Origin of the sequence: Mycobacterium sp. E2462, assembly GCF_001672685.1 — a bacterium.
GTDB lineage: Bacteria > Actinomycetota > Actinomycetes > Mycobacteriales > Mycobacteriaceae > Mycobacterium.
Window position 1 is genome coordinate 1 of the sequence record NZ_LZKC01000362.1, and the last position, 19,467, is coordinate 19,467.

The following is a 19,467-nucleotide window of genomic DNA, read 5'->3' on the forward strand; positions in this document are numbered from 1 at the left end:
ACCCGATTGCTCGCGGCTCGCGACGGCTGGTGGGCGCTGACCCTGTCCCGGCCCGACGACCTCGCCGCCGTTGCCGCGCTGCTGCAGGCCGACCGGGTGCCCGCCGATCCCTGGCCCGCGTTAAAACGCTGGGCCGCAACACGATTCACCGACACGATCGGTGAGCGGGCCGCGCTGCTCGACCTGCCGGCGGCGGTGCTTGGCGAGGCCGGGGCCGGCGGCGCGGCGGCCTGCCGCGTCGGGCGCGACGCCCCCCGGGCGCCGCCGCGCACGGCCGAGGGGTTGCTGGTCGCCGACCTGTCGTCGATGTGGGCGGGCCCGCTGTGCGGGCAGGTCCTGGCGCGGGCCGGGGCCACCGTCGTCAAGGTGGAGAGCCGGCGACGCCCCGACGGCACCCGCGGCGGCAACGGCGCGTTCTTCGACTGGATGAACGGCGAAAAGCTCTCGTATTGCCTGGATTTCGACAACGATGCCGACGAACTGCGGGAGCTGCTGAGCGTCGCCGACATCGTGATCGAGGGCTCCCGGCCCGCCGCGCTGGCGCGCCGCCGCCTGTCGGCGGAGCACCTTGCGGGGCGCCCGGGCCGAATCTGGTTGCAGGTCACCGGTTATGACGGAGCGCGACCGGCGTTCGGTGACGACGCCGCCGTCGGCGGGGGCCTCGTCGGTGCCGCCGGGCCGCCCGGCAACGCCGCGCCGGTGTTCTGCGGCGACGCCATTGCCGACCCGCTGACCGGATTGGAGGCGGCCCGCGCGGTGGCCGACTCGCTGGCCCGCGGCGGCGGCGAGTCGATCCGCCTGTCGATGGCCGGCGTCGCCGCGACCTACGCCCGGCTGCCGATCGAGCGCCCAGCCCCGGGCCTGCCGGCGCCCCCACCACACCCGCCGCCACCGTCGGTGCCCGCGCCCGCGCTGGGTGCCGACAACGCCGAGGTGCGCCACCTCGTCGCCCAACGGCGTTGCCTGTCATGTTGATTCAACGCGCCGCCCTCCTGGACGGAACCATCACCGACATCAGGGTCGGCGAGCGGATCGACGAGGTGGGTGACGACCTGCGGGCCCGGCCCGGCGAGGGCGTGCTGCACGCCGGCGGCGGAACGGTGCTGCCCGGCCTGCACGACCACCACGTGCATCTGCGCTCGGCGGCGTCGGCGCTGAATTCGTTCGTGGTCGGGCCGCCGGGGGTGAGCACCGCCGCGGAGCTGGCGCAACTGCTGGGGAACGCGACGCCGGGGCCCGACGGGTGGGTCCGCGCGGTCGGCTACCACGAGTCGGTCGCCGGGGAGCTGAACCGCGCGGCGCTGGACGCCATGGTGTCGAAGATCCCGGTTCGCATCCAGCACCGCAGCGGCGCGCTGTGGATCCTCAACTCCGAGGCCCTGGGGCGCATCGGGCTGGCCGAACACCCCGACGGCCGGCTGCGCAGCGCCGACCGCGGCTGGTCGCTCGCCGTGCAGCGGCGGGAGACCGACCTGGCGGAACTGAGCCGCCGCATCACCGCCACCGGCGTCACCGGGGTCACCGACGCCACGCCCGACCTGGACACCGACGACGTCGAATCCCTGCGGGCGGCGCACCGGCACGGCGAGTTCCGCCCGCGGATCAGCTTCTTGTCGCCCGGCAAGAAGATCCTGCACGACGACCGTCTGGACCTCGACGAGTTGATCGGCTGGATCGCCGACCGGCACCGCAGCGGCTTTCCGGTGGCGGTGCACTGCGTGACCGCGGCGCAGCTGGTGGTGACCATCGCGGCGCTCGGCGCGGCCGGCAGCCACCCGCGGGACCGGATCGAGCACGCCGCCGTCGTCCCCGACGACAACCTGGCCGACCTCGCCGACCTCGGCGTCACGGTGGTCACCCAGCCCAACTTCGTCGCCGAGCGCGGTGACCAGTACCTCTGCGACGTGCCCGCCGCCGAGCACGACCAGCTGTGGCGGGTCGCGTCGCTGCGCGACGCGGCGGTGCCGGTGGCCCTGTCCACCGACATGCCCTTCGGGCACGGCGATCCCTGGACCGCGATGCGCGCCGCGGTGTACCGCACCACGGCCAGCGGCGCCGTCCTCAACCCGCGCGAATGCGTCACGGCGCGCACGGCCCTGACGATGTTCTTGGGCCGGGCCGACCACCCGGGTCAGGTGCGCACGATCGCGGCGGGACAGCCCGGGGACCTGTGCGTGCTGCGCGAGCCGCCGGCGATTGCGCTGGCCGAACTCGACGCCGGCATGGTGACGGCCACCATCGTCAACGGCGAGCTGGTCTACTTCGCGATCTGACGGCTCACCCGGCCGGCGCCAGCGCCGCGCTCAGGCTCTGGCACTGGCTGTCGAAGAACCGCTGCGACACCTGGGCTTTCGGCGCCACCAAGTCGAACCCGTGGAAGGCGCCCGGCACCTCCTCGACGCGGCATGGCACCCCGGCCGCCGTCAACCGCTGCGCGTACCGCAGGTCCTCGGCGTGGAACAGATCGTGCGTGCCGACGCCGATCCAGGCCGGCGGCAACCCCCCGAGGTCGTCGCGCCGGCCGGGCACGGCGATGCGCGGGTCCGCAGCGCCCAGGTAGGCCGCCCAGCCGAACTCGTTGCTGCGGCCGTCCCACAAGCGGAACTTGGGGCTCGGCGGGCCACCGGAGCTGCGGTCGTCGAGCATGGGGTAGGCCAGCAGCTGGAACGCCGGCGCCACCTCGGCGCGGTCACGGGCCAACAGGGCCAGGGCGGCGGCCAGGCCGCCCCCGGCGCTGGCGCCGCCGATCGCGACCCGGTAGCGGTCCACCGACGGCAGGCCGGAAAGCCACAGCAGCGCGGCGTAACAGTCCTCCAACGGCGCGGGGTACGGGTGTTCCGGCGCCAACCGGTAGTCCACCGAGGCGACGGTGATGCCGAGGCGGCGGGAGAACCCGCTGCACAGCCGGTCGTCCTGCGCGGCGTTGCCGATCACGTAGCCGCCGCCGTGCATCCACAACAGGGCGGCGGTCGGTTGCGGCGTGCGCGCCGGCCGGAACAGCCGGACACCGACGCCCGAGCCCAGGGTGATCGATTCCGCCCCGCCCACCGGTTTGCCGAGGCGGCCGCGTAGCGGCAACAGCGCCCGGATGATCGGCAGCGTCCGTGGCCCGACGAGGCGTCGCGGGGCGATGCGGGCGATTCGCTGCAGGTCGGGGTGAACATCGTTGTTCGGCACCGGCCCAGTATCACCGACGCCCACCGCGACCGACCTGCTATCAGTGATATTGCGACCGCGGCCCGGACCGAACCCGAGACCCGCACCGGCCGTCATCTCAACCAGACCGCGAGGAGGCGCAATGACCGCAGAGCTACGGCTGCAGTCGAGATCCGTCGACACAGTGCTGGGCCGGATCCAGGTCCAGGTCAGTGCGGGGACCGGCCCCGCCGTCCTGATGTGGCCGAGCCTGCTCATGACCGGCGACTTGTGGTCCGGGCAGGCCGCTCGCTTCGCCGCGAGCAACCGCCTGGTGCTCATCGACCCGCCCGGTCAGGGGGCCAGTGAGCCGCTGCGAGCCATGTTCACCTTCACCGACTGCGCGCGCTGCGTCGTCGACCTGCTCGACGGGCTGGGTCTGCCGACTGCCCACTTCGTGGGCAACTCCTGGGGCGGGATGATCGGCGCCACGTTCGCGGCCCTTTATCCCGATCGGGTGGGGCGCGCCGTCCTGATGAACTGCACGGCGTCGAAAGCCGGTCTGGTGCAAAAGGTGAGGTACCTGGCGCTGCTGCGCGCCGCGAAGGCTCTCGGCGGCCTCCGGCCGCCGCTGACGCGGTCGGCGTTGCACGCCTTCCTCGGCTCCACCTCGCTGCGCACCCGCCCGGACGTGGTTGCGGCGGTCCGCGCGGCCGTGGAAGCGGTCGACGTCAGTTCGGCGGGCTGGGCGGTCCGCAGCGTGGTGCCCGCCCGCCCCGACCAACACGCCCTGCTGCGCCGCATCACCACGCCGGTGCTCGTGGTCGCCGGCGCCGAGGACGCCACCTTCCCGGTCCGCGAAACCCACGCGATGGCCGACGCGATCCCCGGCGCCTCCTTCACAGTCCTGGACCGCGTCGGTCACCTGGCCGCGCTCGAGGACGCCGACGCGGTGAATCGCCTGCTGGCCGAGTTTTTGTTCGGTGCCGCGTAAGGACCGCGCTCTCAGCTCATTTCGGGCACGCGCGAACGGTGAGGCTGCGGTAGTCGGCCGGACAATCGCCGGAAATGCCACCGCAACACTGCCCCCGTAGCTTCGGGCAGTGAAGGGCCGATCGGGAGGCGACATGGGAGGTTCAGTCAGCGGGGGCGGCCGAATGCGAGCCGGCTCTTGCGTTAAGCGGTGATCGCCGATGGCGCCGGCGCCGACAAAAACCCACTGCCCGTACTGCGCACTGCAGTGCGGCATCACGCTTGACGCATCGAGTGGAACGGTCGAGCTGGCACCCCAGGACGACTTTCCCACCAACCGCGGCGGGCTGTGCGCGAAAGGCTGGACGGCGGCCGACCTGCTCGGGCATCCGGAACGGCTGACCGGCCCGCTGGTCCGCGACGAGCGCGGCGGGCCGCTGCGCCCGGCGAGCTGGAACGAGGCGCTCGAACGCGTGGTGGCCGCCTTCGCGCGGATCCAGGCCGACCACGGCCGCGATGCCGTCGGCTGCTTCGGTGGCGGCGGCTTGACCAACGAGAAGGCTTACCAATTCGGCAAATTCGCGCGGGTCGCCCTGCGCACCAGTGCGATCGACTACAACGGCCGATTCTGCATGTCGTCGGCTGCGGCGGCCAGCAATCGCTCGTTCGGCATCGACCGCGGGTTGCCGTTCCCGCTGTCCGACATCGCCCACGCCGACGCCGTGCTGCTGGTGGGCAGCAACCCGGCCGACACCTTGCCGCCGGCCATGCAGTACTTCGACCAGGGCCGCGAGCGCGGCGCCAAGCACATCGTCGTGGACCCTCGACGCACCGCCACCGCCGCCCGGGCGCACCTGCACCTGCGCCCCGCGCCCGGCACCGACCTGGCGCTGGCCAACGGGATGCTCAACGTCGCCGCCCGGGAGGGGCTGCTCGACGACGACTACATCGCCGCGCGCACCTCGGGATTCGAGGCGGTGCGCCGGGCCGTGCGGCTCTACTGGCCGGACCGCGTCGAGCGGATCACCGGCGTGCCCGAACCCGACATCATCGAGGCGACCCGACTGCTGGCCCGCGCCGACCGCGCGATGATCCTGACCGCGCGCGGCGCCGAGCAGCACAGCTCGGGCACCGACACGGCGCAGGCCTTCATCAATCTCGCTCTGGCACTGGGCCTTCCGGGTCGGCCCTACAGCGGCTTCGCCACCGTCACCGGCCAGGGCAACGGGCAGGGCGGCCGCGAGCACGGGCAGAAATGCGACCAGCTACCTGGTTACCGCAAACTGGACGACCCGGTCGCGCGCGCCCACGTCGCCGGCGTCTGGGGTGTCGATCCCGCCGAGCTGCCCACGTCCGGGCAGTCCGCCTACGAGATGCTCAGCGCCATCGGCAGTTCCGGCGGCCTGCGCGCCCTGTGGGTGATGGCGTCCAACGTCGTGGTGTCGGCGCCGAACTCGCTGCACGTCGCCGACAAGCTCGGCGAGCTCGACTTCCTGCTCGTGTCCGACATCTTCTTGTCCGAGACCGCCGCCCTGGCCGACGTCGTCCTGCCCACCACCCAATGGGCCGAGGAATCGGGCACCATGACCAACCTGGAGGGCCGGGTGGTGCTGCGCCGGGCGGCGGTCAAGCCACCCGAGGAGGTCCGCAGTGACCTCGACGTCATGGCCGACCTGGCCAAAAGGCTGGGTGTGCAAGGGTTCTCGGCCGAGCCGCAGGAAGTCTTCGAAGAACTCACCCGGGCCAGCCAGGGCGGCAAGGCCGACTACCGGGGCATCACCTACGACCGCATCGCGGCCAACGACGGCGTGTTCTGGCCCTGCCCGTCGCCGCTCTATCCGGACACGCCGCGCCTTTTCGTCGAGGATTTCCCCACCCCCGACCGGCGGGCGCACTTCCACGCCGTGGAGCAGCGGACCACCGCCGAGGTACCGGACGACGAATACCCCTACTACCTCACCACCGGTCGGTTGCTGCGGCAGTACCAGTCCGGCACGCAGACGCGCCGGGTCACGCAGCTGGCCGACGGCGCCGCCGAACCGGTGGCCGAGCTGCACCCCACCCTGGCGCAACGCGTCGCCGTCACCGACGGCGACAAGGTCCGGTTGCGAACCCGCCGCGGTGAGGTGGTGATGACGGTTCGGATCGACAGCGGGATGCGGCCGGACACGGTGTTCGCGCCGTTTCACTGGGGCGGTGCGGGTTGCGTCAACCGGTTGACCGATCCGGCGCTGGATCCGCATTCGCGGATGCCGTCGTTCAAGGTATGCGCGGTATCGGTAAGCCGCGCCGACAGTTTCACGAAGGGAGAACCCACGCATGGGTGACGACAGCACGCCACGGTTCCTGCAGGGAGCTTTCACCTTTCACGGGAAGGGCTACGATTCGCCGGCCCCACTGGACGCCTCCCTGCGCTACGTGGTGCCGGCCGGCGCCATCGCGCAGCCGGTGTACTTCCGCGGCGGCAACAGCTCCGAAGAGTTGGTCACCGTCGTCGTGCTGCGCGACGGCGCGCCGATGCGCTATTTCCCGATGGGCGCCAAAGACGCCGTGCACGTGCCGCTTCGGGTTGTCGAAGACTTGCTCGCCGACACCGTCATCGAGGTGTTCGTCGCCGCACCGGACGGCTTGAGCGGCACCGTGTTCATCGACATCGGCCTGGTCGAGGTCTAGGCGCAGGAGGGGGAGACGATGACGATCACGACCGAATCGCCCGCGACCAACGGCCAGGGGACGGCCGCCCCGACCCGGCTGGTGGTGGTCGGCAACGGCATGGCGGGCGCGCGGGCCCTCGAGGAGATCCTGGCCCGCGGCGGTGAACGGTTCGCCATCACGGTGTTCGGCGACGAGCCGTACGGCAACTACAACCGGATCCTGTTGTCCAACGTGCTCGCCGGGTCCGACGACGCCGGCGAGATCTACCTCAACCCCCTGGACTGGTACGCCGACAACCAGATCGACCTGCGGCCCGGCGTGCGCGTGGTGCGCATCGACCCGTTCGCGCATCTGGTCCACGCCGACGACGGCACCTCGTTGCGGTACGACAAGCTGGTGCTGGCGACGGGAAGCCGGTCGTTCTTCCCGCCGGTCGACGGCATCTGGCGCGACGACAGGACCCTGGCCGCGGGGGTGTTCGGGTTCCGCACGCTCGACGACTGCCAGGCGATGATCGAGTTCGCCGAGGCCCAGCCCGGTTCGCGGGTTCTGGTCATCGGTGGTGGCCTGCTGGGGCTGGAGGCCGCGCGGGGTTTGCAGAGCCGGGGCCTGCGGGCGGGCGTCGTCCAGGGCGGCCCCTCGTTGATGAACGCCCAGCTCGACGACCAGGGCAGCGCCATCCTGCGCCGCTTGGTCGAGCAGCTGGGCATCGAGGTGCACACCGGCAAGAGGACCACCCGGTTGCTCACCGAGGGCGGCCGCCCGTCGGGGATCGAATTCGCCGACGGCAGCGTGCTGCCGTGCGACATGGTGGTGATGGCGGCCGGTATCCGGCCCAACGTCGGGCTCGCGGTGCGCGCCGGCCTCACCGTGGAGCGAGCGATCGTGGTCGACGACCACATGCGCTCCGTCGACGACGACGACATCTACGTGGTCGGGGAGTGCGCGCAGCACCGCGGCCAGGTCTACGGTCTGGTCGCACCCCTGTGGGAGCAGGCGACCGTGCTGGCCGATCACCTCACGGGCGCCAATCCCCGTGCCGCATACCATGGTTCGCGCACCGCGACCAAGCTCAAGGTCGCCGGGGTGGACGTGGCGGCGATGGGGCTCAAGTGCCCCGAGCGGGACGACGACGAGTTCGTGCAGTTCTCCGAGCCCAAGCGGGGCGTGTACAAGACCGTGGTGGTGCGCGACGACAAGCTGGTCGGGGCGACGCTGGTCGGCGACGTCAGCAAGGTCGCCTTCCTGATGCAGGCGTTCGACCGCGGGCTTCCGCTGCCGCCCGAGCGGGTGTCGCTGATGTTCGACATCGGTGGCGCGCCGGACGCGCCCACGGGCGCCGCCGAATTGGCCGACGACGCGCAGGTGTGCAACTGCAACGGCGTCAGCAAGGCCACCATCGTCGGCTGCGTCAAGGGCGGCCAGACCTCGGTCCAGGGGGTGATGTCGGCGACCCGCGCCGGCAAGGGCTGCGGATCCTGCAAGGGGCTGGTGGCCCAGGTCGTCGAGTGGGCCGCCGACGGCGCCGTGTCGCAGGACGCCGGGTCGACGTGGTACGTGCCGAGCCTGCCCTACGAGAAACCCGAGCTGATGAACAAGATCCGGGAGCTCGAATTGCACTCGGTATCATCGGTTTTCGCGGCGCTGGCCCCAGAGGGGCGCGAAGACGCCGGGTCCAAGATGGCGCTCGCCTCGCTGCTGCACATGATGTGGGGCGACGAATTCGTCGACGAGCGCGACGGCCGGTTCATCAACGACCGCGTGCACGCCAACATTCAACGCGACGGCACCTTCTCGGTGGTGCCGCAGCTCAAGGGCGGCGTCACCAACGCCCACCAACTGCGCACCATCGCCGATGTCGCCGACAAGTACGCGATCCCCATGATCAAGCTCACCGGCGGCCAACGCATCGACCTGCTCGGCGTGCGCAAGGAGGACCTGCCGTCGGTGTGGGCCGATCTGGGGATGCCGTCGGGCTACGCCTACGGCAAGAGCTTTCGCACCGTGAAAACCTGTGTGGGCAGCGACTTCTGCCGCTTCGGCGTCGGCGACTCCACCGCCCTGGGCATCGCCATCGAGGAGCGCTTTCAGGGCATCCCCAGCCCGGGCAAGATGAAGCTGGCGGTGACGGGGTGCCCGCGCAATTGCGCGGAGGCGCTGTGCAAGGACGTCGGCGTCGTCGCGATCGAGGGCGGGCAGTGGCAGCTCTACGTCGGCGGCGCGGCGGGCGCGCACGTGCGCAAGGGTGACCTGCTCGCCACGGTCGCCACGCCCGAGGAGGTGATCGCGCTGACGGGCCGGTTCCTGCAGTACTACCGGGAGAACGCCAACTGGCTGGAGCGCACCTACGACTTCGTGCCTCGGGTGGGGATCGAGCGGATCCAGGCGATCGTGGTCGACGACAGCGACGGCATCGGTCCCAAACTCGACGCGCGCATGCAGAAGTCGATCGACTCCTACCGCGACCCGTGGGCCGAGAGCCGAAAGGCCGCCGAGCCCAACCAGTTCCGCCCGTCGCTGCCGCTGATCCCGTTGCCCCAGGTGCCGGTCCGATGACCGAGATCGCGCTCGGTCCGGTCGACGAGATCCCGCTGGGCGAGGCCCGCGCGTTCGCGGTCGAGGACCGCCAGGTGGCGGTCTTTCGGCTTCGCGACGGTACGCTGCGGGCGCTGGACGCCGTCTGCCCACACCGCGGCGGGCCGCTCGCGGACGGCCTCGCCGACGGCCGGGTCGTCATCTGCCCGCTGCACAGCTACGTCTACGACCTGGCCACCGGCTGCGCGGTCGCCAACGACGGGCCGGCTGTCACCGCCTACGCCGTCCGCGCCGACGACGACGGAACCATTCGCCTGCGGGTCAGGGGACGCGTCAGCGGCGGCGTGGGTTAACGGGGAGTCGATCGGGGTATCGAAGCAAGTGGCTGGCGAATTCGGTTCCGGTCAGCCTGCGTTCGCCGGTTTGTCGCCGCAGCCGTCCCTAGCGCCTGTGGGCCGTCCGATCGGCCTGGGTGGCGAAGGGCGGAACATGCTGGGTCATCTCTACGATCGGGCGCTCGGCGGTCAGCGATGTTGGATCCGGCACGAGGACGGCTCGACGCGGCCGCTGCCCGTGCACCGCTGGCTGGGGGTGCGATGTCCGGATCCGGAATTCGCCCGCAGCGCCGACGACCGATCCGATGACAGATCTGGCGACGCCTCCGACGAAGCGTTCGACGAAGCCGTCACTCAGATGTGCACCGGGCCGACGATCGAATTAGGTTGCGGGCCAGGGCGTTTAGTGGCTCGGCTGATCAGGCGCGGCATACCCGCGCTGGGCATCGATCGGTCGGCGACCGCGATTGCGCTGGCCGGTCGTGGTGGCGCGCCGGTGCTGCTGAGCGACGTCTTCGACCCGCTGCCCGCGATGGGCTTCTGGCAGACGGTCCTGCTGGTGGACGGCAACGTCGGCCTCGGCGGCGACCCCGCCCGCATCCTGGGGCGCGCGGTCGAACTGCTGGCTCGGGGTGGGCGCTGCGTCGCCGAGTTCGACGCCGAGTCGATCGGGATCTGCTCGCGCTGGGTCCGATTGGAGTCCGCGGACGAGGTCGGGCCGTGGTTTCGCTGGGCCTCGGTCGGCGTCGACAGCGCCGCGACACTGGCCGCCCAGGTCGGGTTGACCCTGGCCGGCATCAGCCTCATCGGCGGCCGCGTGATCGCGTGCCTCGCGGCCTGACCAGCACGCCGCGCAGGGCGGCCCGCAACGATCCCGCGAGCGAATCCGCTCAGCAAACAAGAACGACGGTCTCATAACGCGGATTTGCGCTGCTCAGCAACGGTCTGGTGGGCAGCGTCTGAAAGTTTCGAGGAACAACGGCGCAAACGTCCGTTTCGCCTCTCGGACCGGGGGTACGCTCGCCTAACACGACGGCAAGGAGGCCGACTATGACATCGTGCGCGAAATGGTTGCTGCGGGCGCGTCCCGCCGACTACGCGCTGGCCTTGAGCGTCGCGGGCGCTTCGCTGCCGGTCGTCGGAAAACACCTCGAGCCGCTGGGCGGCCTCACCGCCATGAGCATATGGGGCGCGCGGCACGCACCCGACCTGCTGTCGGCGCTGGCGCGCGACCGGCGCACGCCGGGCATCGGGGAAACGCGGCGCCGCGACCGCGAAAGCACCCACGACGTCTCCGTCGCGGCCCTGCGGGGCGTGGTGTCGGCCGCCGACCTCGAACTCGACTGGCCCGTCGCGGTCAAGACGCCGCCGATCTGGGACGCGGTGCGGCAGCGCCGCTACCTGTACCGCCGGGCGGTCCACTACGGCGACCACCCGGCGCAGGTGCTCGACGTGTGGCGCCGGCGGGACCTGCCGGCTCAGCCCGCGCCCGTGCTGATCTTCCTGCCGGGTGGCGCGTGGGTGCATGGCAGGTGCATGGGGCAGGGTTCCGCGCTGATGTCGCGCCTGGCCGAGCTGGGTTGGGTCTGCCTGGCGGTCGACTACCGCGTCGCACCGCACCACCGGTGGCCGCGCCACATCATCGACGCCAAGACGGCGATCGCCTGGGCGCGCGCCAACGTCGACAAGTTCGGGGGCGACCGTAATTTCGTTGCCGTCGCCGGATGTTCGGCGGGCGGGCACCTGGCCGCGCTGGCCGGGTTGACCCCCGACGACGAGCAGTACCAGGCGAAGCTGCCGGAGGGCGCCGACACGTCGGTGGACGCCGTCGTCGGCATCTATGGACGCTACGACTGGGAGGACCGCTCCACCCCCGAGCGGGCCCGCTTCGTCGAGTTCCTCGAGCACGTGGTGGTCCGCAAGTCGATCCGCCGGCACCCCGAGATCTTCCGCGACGCGTCGCCGATCGCGCGGGTGCACCGCAACGCGCCGCCCTTCCTGGTGATTCACGGCAGCAAGGACACCGTCATCCCCGTCGCGCAGGCGCGCAGCTTCGTCGACCGGCTGCGGGCGGTGTCGCATTCGATGGTGGGGTATCTGGAGTTGCCCGGCGCGGGCCACGGGTACGACCTGCTCGACGGCGAGCGGGCGGGAGCGGCGGCGCACGCCACCTCGCTGTTCCTCAACCAGGTTTACCGGACCAAGATGCAGATCGGCGCCAAAGAGGTCATCTGAGCAGTCGCCGCTGAGTATGGTCCCTTCTATGGGCAAGGGGCGGCCGCGGTGAAGCGGCTGAGCGGCTGGGATTCGGTGCTGCTGTACAGCGAGACGCCGAACGTGCACATGCACACCATCAAGGTCGCCGTCATCGAGCTCGACGCCGACCGGCAGGGCTTCGGGATCGACGCCTTCCGGCAGGTCATCGGCGGCCGGCTGAACAAGCTCGAACCGTTCTGCTACCAGCTGGTCGAGGTGCCCTACGGCCTGCACCACCCGATGTGGCGGGAGCATTGCGACGTCGACCTCGACTACCACATCCGGCCCTGGCAGCTGCCCGCGCCGGGCGGTCGCCGCGAACTCGACGAGGCCATCGGGCAGATCGCCAGCTCGCCGCTGGACCGCAGCCGCCCGCTGTGGGAGATGTACTTCGTCGAAGGGCTGGCCAACAACCGGATCGCGGTCGTCGGCAAGATCCACCACGCCCTCGCCGACGGTGTGGCCTCGGCCAACCTGATGGCCCGCGGCATGGACCTGCAGCCCGGCCCGGAGGGCGGGCCCTACGTGTCGGACCCGGCCCCTTCCACCCGCCAGCTCATGACGTCGGCCTTCGTCGACCACGTCCGCCACATCGGGCGCATCCCGCACACGATCCGCTACACGGCGCAGGGTCTGGGGCGGGTGCGCCGCAGCTCCCGCAAGCTGTCCCCGGAGCTGACCCGCCCGTTCGAGCCGCCGCCGACGTTCATGAACCACAAGATCACCCCGGACCGGCGGTTCGCGACCGCCACGCTGGCGCTGGCCGACGTCAAGGAGACCGGAAAGCAGCTCGGCGCCACCATCAACGACATGGTGCTCGCCATGTCGGCGGGTGCGCTGCGCACGTTGCAGCTGCGCTACGACGGCCAGGCGCAACCGCTGCTCGCGTCGGTGCCGATGAGCTTCGACTTCTCCCCCGAACGCATCTCGGGCAACCGCTTCACCGGCGTGCTGGTGGGCCTGCCGACCAACGCCGACGACCCGCTGGAGCGGGTGCGGTGCAGCCACGAGAACGCCATCGCCGCCAAGGAAAGCAACCAGCTGATGGGCCCGGAACTGGTCAGCCGGTGGGCGTCCTACATGCCGCCGGCGCCGACGCGGGCCTTCTTCCGGTGGGCGTCCGGGCGTGACGGGCACAACAAGGTCCTCAACCTCAACATCTCCAACGTGCCGGGGCCCCGGGAGCGCGGCCGGGTGGGCGGGGCGTTGGTCACGGAGATCTATTCGGTCGGCCCCCTGACGGCGGGCAGTGGCCTGAACATCACGGTGTGGAGCTACGTCGACCAGATCAACATCTCGGTGCTTTCCGACGGCGCCACCCTCAAGGATCCGCACGAGGTGACCGAGGCCATGGTCGCCGATTTCATCGAAATCCGGCGCAGTGCAGGCCTTTCGGAGGAGCTGACGGTCGTCGAGGCGGCGATGGCCCCGGCCTGACGAACGGCGTGACCCCGCGCGCGGTAAGCGCGATCTCGCGTCCCGTCAATGCCGTTTCCGGGCCTGGTCGGCGGCCGGCTACCATCGCAGCAGCCACCGACACCCGAAGGAGCTGTGCGGCATCGTGAGCACTGGGAGCGAAGAAGCAGGCGAGCCCGAGGTCCTCCTCGAGCAGCGTGACCGGATCCTGATCATCACCATCAACCGGCCGAAGGCCAAGAACGCGGTCAACGCCGCGGTCGCCAACGGCCTCGCCGAGGCGGTCGACCGGCTCGACGGCGACCCCGGCTTGTCGGTGGGCATCCTGACCGGGGCGGGGGGCTCCTTCTGCGCGGGCATGGATCTGAAGGCGTTCGCACGGGGCGAGCTGCCCATCGTCGCCGGCCGCGGCATGGGGTTCACCGAGCGCCCGCCGGACAAGCCGCTGATTGCCGCCATCGAGGGTTATGCCCTGGCCGGGGGCACCGAGCTGGCCCTGGCCACCGACCTGATCGTGGCGTCGAAGGATTCGGCCTTCGGCATCCCCGAGGTCAAGCGCGGCCTGGTCGCCGGCGGCGGCGGACTGCTGCGGCTGCCACAGCGCATCCCGTCGGCCATCGCCATGGAGCTGGCCTTGACCGGCGAGAACCTCAGCGCCGAGCGCGCGCACGCGCTGGGGATGGTCAACGTCCTGGCGGAGGCGGGCGGGGCGCTGGACGCGGCCATCGCGCTGGCCGACAAGATCGCCGCGAACGGCCCGCTGGCGGTCGCGGCCACCAAGCGCATCATCGTCGAGTCGCGGGGCTGGAGCCCCGACACCATGTTCGCCGAGCAGAACAAGATCTTGACGCCGGTGTTCTCCTCCAACGACGCCAAGGAGGGCGCGATCGCGTTCGCCGAGAAGCGCGCCCCGCAGTGGACGGGAACCTAAGTCACGCCGCCCGCTCGTCCTCGGCGCCGTCCGCGCTGTCCTCGACGGTGACGGGGCCGGCGACCATTGAGGCGGCGTCGGTGGTCGGTAGCGGCGCCAGCCCCGGCTCCGGCGTCAGCAGCAGCGCCGCGCGCGCTTCGAGCACGTCGCCAATGAAGAAGTCGTACAAGACGATTCCGACTACGGCGCCAAGCAGCGGCACGAACACCGGAATCCACCAGTAGTTGGTGGTCTGCCCGTAGTTGCCGGGGAAGGCCAGCTTCCCCCAGCCCGCCAGCCACGCGAACAGCCGCGGGCCGAGTTCGCGCGCCGGGTTGAGCGCATAGCCGGCGTTGGTGCCGTACGAGCAGCCGATCACGGCGATCACGAAACCGATCAGCAGCGGCGCGAGGTTGCCCGACGGCGCCTGGTTGCGATTGTCGATCAACGCGGCGATCAGCACGATGAGGATCGCCGTGCCGACGAGCTGGTCGACGACGGGGCCGAGGTAGCCGCCGTGGAAATACGGGGCGGGCGAGGTCGCGAAGATGCCGTAGGTGTCCATCGCGTCCGCCCGGTTGGCGCCCGCGTCGTGGGCTTCGATCGCGGCGCGGTACACCGCATAGACCGCCGCCGCCGCGCAGAACGCACCCGCGAACTGCGCCACCCAGTACGGGATGACGTTGCGCCAGCTGAACTTTCGCGCCACCGCGAAGGCCAGGGTGACCGCCGGGTTGAAGTGCGCGCCGCTGATGCCGCCGGACACGTAGGCGGCCAGCATCACCGCGAACGCCCACCCGAACACGTTGATCAACCAGTTGTCGGGGCCGAAGGGCACCGACTGCCGGCCCGAGCCGGGCAGCCCCACCACGTTGACGGCGCAGGTCCCCAGGCCAAGCAGCAGCAGCACGAAGGTCCCGAAGAACTCGGCGAGCATGGCGCCGGGCAGGCCCGCGCGCAGCCGGGTCATGTTCATCGGCGTCGGTTAGCCGGGTGCGCGCGGCGGATAAACGTGACGCGGTTCGCGTGCGGCACGCGACGCGGCGAAGGCGCTGGGCAACGGCCGCCGGGCGTGATCTAAACTACAGTCGAGCATGACACTTTTGGCCAGCTTTGTAACGTCGTGATACCGGAGAAGGCCCCAGCGTGAGTATTTCGTTGCTGCTCGAGATGGCCGCGTCGAGCAACCCCGAGCGCGTCGCCCTCGTCTCGGGGGAGCTGCGGCTGACGACGCAGCAGCTCAGCGACTTCGCCGACGGCGGCGCCGCGGTGATCGCCGCATCGAACGCCAAGCACGTGGCCTACGTGGGCACCGGCGGCGCGTTGCTCCCGGTGCTGACCTTCGCGGCGGCGCGCGCCGGAGTGCCCTTCACGCCGCTCAACTACCGCCTGTCCGCCGAGGGCATCGGGGGATTGATCGAGCGGTTGCCCGACCCGCTGGTGATCGTCGATGCCCGCTACCGCGACATGGTCGGCGGCGCGGCCGAGCGGTCGATGACCTCCGACGACTTCCTCGCCGCCGCTCGCGACGGGCAGCCGCCCGACTTCGAACCGGCGTTCGCCGACCCCGACTCCGTGGCGATCGTGCTGTTCACGTCGGGCACCACGTCGCAGCCCAAGGCCGTCGAGCTCTCCCACAACAACCTGACGAGTTACGTCACCGGCACCGTTGAATTCGGCTCGGCCGACGACACCGACGCCGCTCTGATCTGCGTGCCGCCGTACCACATCGCCGGTGTCAGCGCCGCGCTGTCCAACCTGTACGCCGGGCGCACCATGGTTTACCTGCCCACCTTCGACGCCCGGGAATGGGTGCGCCTGATCAAGGCGGAGAACGTGACCACCGTGACCGTGGTGCCCACGATGCTCGACCGCATCGTCACCGCGCTGGAAAGCGGCGACGACGAGTTCCGGCAGTTGCCCTCGCTGCGCAACCTCGCCTACGGCGGCTCGAAGGTGGGCATGCCGCTGGTGCGCCGCGCCCTCGAACTGCTACCCGCGGTGGGCTTCGTCAACGCCTACGGGCTGACCGAGACCAGCTCCACCATCGCCGTGCTCACCCCCGACGACCACCGCGCGGCGCAGGCGGCGTCCGACGCCGCGGCCGCCCGGCGACTGGGCTCGGTGGGCCGGCCCGTCGGGGGCGTCGAGGTGCAGATCCGGGACTCCGACGGCAACGTGCTGGGTCCCGGCGAGACCGGCGAGCTGTTCGTGCGGGGCGAGCAGGTGTCCGGCCGCTACACCGGCATCGGCTCGGTGCTCGACGACGAGGGCTGGTTCCCCACCCGTGACATCGCCATGCTCGACGAGGACGGCTATCTGTTCATCGGCGGGCGCAGCGACGACACCATCATCCGCGGCGGGGAGAACATCGCCCCGGCCGAGCTGGAAGAGGTGTTGGTCGAGCACCCACACGTGCGCGATGTCGCCGTGGTCGGCGTCGAGGACCCACAGTGGGGTCAGGCGATCGTCGCGGTGGTGGTACCCAAGCCCGGCGCCAGCCCCGATCCGGAGGAGTTGCGCGAGCATGTCCGAAAAAGCTTGCGCGGGTCGCGGACTCCGGACCGAGTAGTGTTCCGCGACGAGCTCCCCACGACTCCCACCGGCAAGGTATTGCGCCGGGAGATAATCGAGACGCTAGGACGCGAAGGGCTAACTGCATGATCAAGAACGGAACTCGCCTCGCCAGCCAAGTCTGTGACACGCAGGTGATCGTCGTCAGGAGCGCCGACAGCCTCGACGACCTGCGCTGCGGCGGGGTGCCGATGGTGCCGATCGGCGGCGAGCGGTCAGGCGACCTCGACCCGAACTTCTCGGAGGGCACCGTGATGGGCAAGCGCTACGTCGATGAGACCGGCGCCGAGGTGCTGGTGACCAAGCCGGGCGCCGGCAGCCTGAGCGTCGGCCAGACCGCGCTGCACCTCAAAGAGGTCAAGCCGCTGCCGGCCAGCGACTAGAACGGCTCAGTTCGTGCCGCCGGCGAATGGCTTGCCGGGAATGCCGTTGCGCACCACGAACTCTCGGGCCTTGATCAAGAATTCCAGCTGCTCGCCGACCTGATGTAGCGGCTCCGCGGTCTGGGTCGAGCGGGACAGCACGATGGCGCCCTCGAGCGCCGCGATCGACGTCACGGCCAGCGAGGCGGCGTCGGCCTCGCCGAAGCCGTCGTTGATGAACGCCCGCGTCAACGAGGTGCACCAGCTTCCCAGGATGGCGCTCGCCTCGACGGACAGTTGCGGGTCGGCGTCGTCCGAGCCGATCGCGGCGGCCACCACCGGACAGCCGGCGTTGAAGCCGCCGTCGCGCAGCAGCCGTTCCCAGAAGTCGACGAACTCGCTGAGCAGGACCCGCGCGCCGCGCTCGGCCGCGGCGTCGATGACGGCGGTGATCGAGTCGCCGGAATAACGCAGCGCCTCGGTCAGGATCTGGTTGCGGCCGTCCGGAAAGTGGTAGTAGACCGACCCGCGGGGCGCGCCGCTGCGGGCGAGCACGGCGTCGATCGTGACCCCCGCGGCCCCGCGCTCACGCATCACCTCGGCGGCGCTGGCCAACATCTTCTCGCGGGTCCCGCCGCGCTTGGAGCGGCTCTCCGGTCGGGTGGCCGCACTGGCGGTGGGCACCGGCGTACCTCCTGCGGCCGGCGTCACGCGGCGTGGGATTGCCGCAGTGTCGGCCAGTGCATGTTGCGCGGATGGAAGCGGAAAGACCTCCGACGCAGGTCGGGCATCTCGCGCGTGTAGTGATAGCCGGCGACGTTGACTTCGATGATCCACATGGTGTTCTCCCGGCCGAAATACTGCGGTCATACGCTGAGACGCGGACGACCCCGCAAAGATGTGATTATGCTTAGAATCATATAAGACAGCCGTCAAGTAGACAATCTTCGCGGCCGGATGTGACGCAGACCTCACGAAAACGCGTTGACGAACGCCCGATTGCCGCCTCCATCACTGACCCTGGGTGGCCGCAATTATGCCTTTTCCTATAATTTGGGGGCTGGCGGAGCCCGGGGCGGACGTCAGAGCCGTCGCAATTTCTGTAGCACCCGCAGGAACGGCCCGGCGGCGGCCAGGCCGCGCCGCAAGCTCGGCTGCAGCACGCTGACGTGACAGAGCACCGGGTATTCCGCACCGTGATCGCGCCACTCGGCGGCCTGGTCGACGACGTCCTCAGGGGTGCCGCTGAGGATGCACTCCTTCATCAGGGACAGGGGTACGTGCGCCGTGGAGGAGATGGCGGTGTGCTCGTCGAGCGTCTGCGGAATAAGGTCCTGTGCGCCGGAGAAGTCGCTGCCCAGCGGGTGGCTGGCGCCGTGGCGCGCCCAGATGTCGGCGGAGACGTTGAGCGCGAACACTTTCATGACGTCCGAGCTCAGCGCCTCGTCCACCTGGTCGCGGTCGGTGCCGGTGACGACGAACTTGAAGCAGGCCGCCGTGATCGACATCGGGTCACGCCCGGCGTCGGATGCCGCCTCCCGGACCTGCTCGAGCCCGGCCGCGTAGTCCTTCGGCCGCATGATGAAGCCGGGGAACCAGGCGTCGGCGTAGCGCCCGGTGGCGCGCAGCATCCGCGGCCCGTGCGACGCGACCCAAATCTCCGGCCACGTGCCGCGGTAGGGCGGCAGGTCGAAGACGGCGTTGTGCAACGGGAAGAAGGGCGAGTCGCGGGTGATCAATCTGCCGCCGGAGTCCCACAGCGCCCGGATGGTCGCCATGGCCTCCTCGAACCGGGCCACGGGTTTGGACCAGTCCACCCCGTAGGGTTCGTTGCCCTCGCGCTCGCCGGTGCCGATGCCGAGGATGGCGCGCCCGCGGGTCAGCAGGTGCAGCGTCGCCGCGGCCTGCGCGGTGACCGCCGGGTTGCGCCGGCCGGTATCGGTGACGCCGGTGCCCAGCCGTAGGCGCCCCAGCCGGTTCCGCGCGGCGAGATGGCCGAGCACCGTCCACGGCTCGAGCAGCGCGTCCGGTTTGGGCGCGAGCCGCGCCGCCCCCACGTACTTCGGAGTCATCACCGAGCGCGGGAACAGGCTGTTGAGGTGGTCGGGCACCCAGAACGAGTCCAGCCGGGCCGCTGCGGCGGTCAGATACCCAGCGCGCAGCAACGCCATCGGCGAGAGGCGGTTGTGCAGCGGCAAATCGGCCAGTCCGACCTTGAGCATGGCACCGGTCCTTCCGCGGCGGGCGCGCCCCGGAGCGCGGGTGGGGCGCTGACCTCGTGTTGAGCCCGGATCGGGCACACGACCAATAAATCAGG

The 19,467-nt window shown here is 70.7% G+C and carries 18 protein-coding genes; 13 read left to right on the forward strand and 5 right to left on the reverse strand.

Annotated elements, in window-relative coordinates; all coding sequences use genetic code 11:
• Positions 1 to 975: CoA transferase (locus A5714_RS19060; RefSeq protein ID WP_068287774.1), on the forward strand; the 975-nt coding region annotated here is incomplete at its 5' end.
• A complete protein-coding gene (locus A5714_RS19065; protein WP_068287777.1) occupies positions 969 to 2,273 on the forward strand; it encodes an amidohydrolase family protein in 1,305 nt (434 codons plus the stop codon). The genes A5714_RS19060 and A5714_RS19065, both read left to right, overlap by 7 nt.
• Before the next feature lie 4 nt (positions 2,274 to 2,277).
• On the opposite strand, the gene A5714_RS19070 is transcribed toward A5714_RS19065, so the two are convergent.
• Complete coding sequence (locus A5714_RS19070; RefSeq protein ID WP_068287780.1) at positions 2,278 to 3,177, reverse strand: alpha/beta hydrolase; 900 nt, start codon at positions 3,175 to 3,177, stop codon at positions 2,278 to 2,280.
• Positions 3,178 to 3,298: 121 nt separating this feature from the next.
• On the opposite strand from A5714_RS19070, the gene A5714_RS19075 reads away from it, so the two are divergent.
• The 9 genes from A5714_RS19075 to A5714_RS19115 all read left to right on the forward strand — a co-directional run bounded on the left by A5714_RS19075 (position 3,299) and on the right by A5714_RS19115 (position 14,235).
• The gene (locus A5714_RS19075; RefSeq protein ID WP_068287783.1) at positions 3,299 to 4,129 is read left to right on the forward strand and encodes an alpha/beta fold hydrolase; all 831 of its coding nucleotides are present in this window, start codon (positions 3,299 to 3,301) and stop codon (positions 4,127 to 4,129) included.
• 199 nt (positions 4,130 to 4,328) lie between these two features.
• Entirely contained in the window at positions 4,329 to 6,434 is a 2,106-nt protein-coding gene (locus A5714_RS19080) for a molybdopterin oxidoreductase family protein (RefSeq protein ID WP_068287786.1), read from the forward strand.
• A complete protein-coding gene (locus A5714_RS26740) occupies positions 6,427 to 6,780 on the forward strand; it encodes a molybdopterin oxidoreductase (RefSeq protein ID WP_068287788.1) in 354 nt (117 codons plus the stop codon). Before A5714_RS19080 ends, A5714_RS26740 begins: the two co-directional genes overlap by 8 nt.
• Positions 6,781 to 6,798: 18 nt before the next feature.
• Complete coding sequence (gene nirB, locus A5714_RS19090) at positions 6,799 to 9,318, forward strand: nitrite reductase large subunit NirB (RefSeq protein WP_068287790.1); 2,520 nt, start codon at positions 6,799 to 6,801, stop codon at positions 9,316 to 9,318.
• Positions 9,315 to 9,650, forward strand: coding sequence for a Rieske 2Fe-2S domain-containing protein (locus A5714_RS19095; RefSeq protein ID WP_068287793.1), 336 nt, complete (start codon positions 9,315 to 9,317; stop codon positions 9,648 to 9,650). Before nirB ends, A5714_RS19095 begins: the two co-directional genes overlap by 4 nt.
• 136 nt (positions 9,651 to 9,786) lie before the next feature.
• Positions 9,787 to 10,473: an SAM-dependent methyltransferase gene (locus A5714_RS19100; RefSeq protein ID WP_068068785.1), complete on the forward strand. Its 687-nt coding sequence runs from the start codon at positions 9,787 to 9,789 to the stop codon at positions 10,471 to 10,473.
• 209 nt (positions 10,474 to 10,682) lie between these two features.
• Complete coding sequence (locus A5714_RS19105; protein ID WP_068287798.1) at positions 10,683 to 11,867, forward strand: alpha/beta hydrolase; 1,185 nt, start codon at positions 10,683 to 10,685, stop codon at positions 11,865 to 11,867.
• Positions 11,868 to 11,915: 48 nt separating this feature from the next.
• Positions 11,916 to 13,325, forward strand: a complete 1,410-nt coding sequence (locus A5714_RS19110; protein ID WP_068287801.1) for a wax ester/triacylglycerol synthase family O-acyltransferase — start codon at positions 11,916 to 11,918, stop codon at positions 13,323 to 13,325.
• A 124-nt stretch (positions 13,326 to 13,449) separates the two neighbouring features.
• The gene (locus tag A5714_RS19115; RefSeq protein WP_068287803.1) at positions 13,450 to 14,235 is read left to right on the forward strand and encodes a crotonase/enoyl-CoA hydratase family protein; all 786 of its coding nucleotides are present in this window, start codon (positions 13,450 to 13,452) and stop codon (positions 14,233 to 14,235) included.
• Between the two features lies 1 nt (position 14,236).
• On the opposite strand, the gene A5714_RS19120 is transcribed toward A5714_RS19115, so the two are convergent.
• Positions 14,237 to 15,190 carry an MIP/aquaporin family protein gene (locus tag A5714_RS19120; RefSeq protein WP_068068773.1) on the reverse strand — a complete coding sequence of 318 codons (954 nt, stop codon included), beginning with the start codon at positions 15,188 to 15,190 and terminating at the stop codon, positions 14,237 to 14,239.
• A 170-nt stretch (positions 15,191 to 15,360) separates the two neighbouring features.
• Between A5714_RS19120 and A5714_RS19125 the strand changes: the two genes are divergently transcribed.
• The gene (locus tag A5714_RS19125) at positions 15,361 to 16,878 is read left to right on the forward strand and encodes a class I adenylate-forming enzyme family protein (protein WP_068287806.1); all 1,518 of its coding nucleotides are present in this window, start codon (positions 15,361 to 15,363) and stop codon (positions 16,876 to 16,878) included.
• A complete protein-coding gene (locus tag A5714_RS19130) occupies positions 16,875 to 17,171 on the forward strand; it encodes a hypothetical protein (RefSeq protein WP_068068767.1) in 297 nt (98 codons plus the stop codon). Before A5714_RS19125 ends, A5714_RS19130 begins: the two co-directional genes overlap by 4 nt.
• A gap of 6 nt (positions 17,172 to 17,177) precedes the next feature.
• On the opposite strand, the gene A5714_RS19135 is transcribed toward A5714_RS19130, so the two are convergent.
• The 3 genes from A5714_RS19135 to A5714_RS19140 all read right to left on the reverse strand — a co-directional run bounded on the left by A5714_RS19135 (position 17,178) and on the right by A5714_RS19140 (position 19,372).
• Positions 17,178 to 17,768: a TetR/AcrR family transcriptional regulator gene (locus A5714_RS19135; protein WP_068068833.1), complete on the reverse strand. Its 591-nt coding sequence runs from the start codon at positions 17,766 to 17,768 to the stop codon at positions 17,178 to 17,180.
• 89 nt (positions 17,769 to 17,857) lie between these two features.
• Positions 17,858 to 17,989, reverse strand: a complete 132-nt coding sequence (locus tag A5714_RS27465) for a hypothetical protein (RefSeq protein WP_255377903.1) — start codon at positions 17,987 to 17,989, stop codon at positions 17,858 to 17,860.
• 243 nt (positions 17,990 to 18,232) lie between these two features.
• Complete coding sequence (locus A5714_RS19140; protein ID WP_068287808.1) at positions 18,233 to 19,372, reverse strand: LLM class flavin-dependent oxidoreductase; 1,140 nt, start codon at positions 19,370 to 19,372, stop codon at positions 18,233 to 18,235.
• Positions 19,373 to 19,467 lie beyond the last annotated feature (95 nt).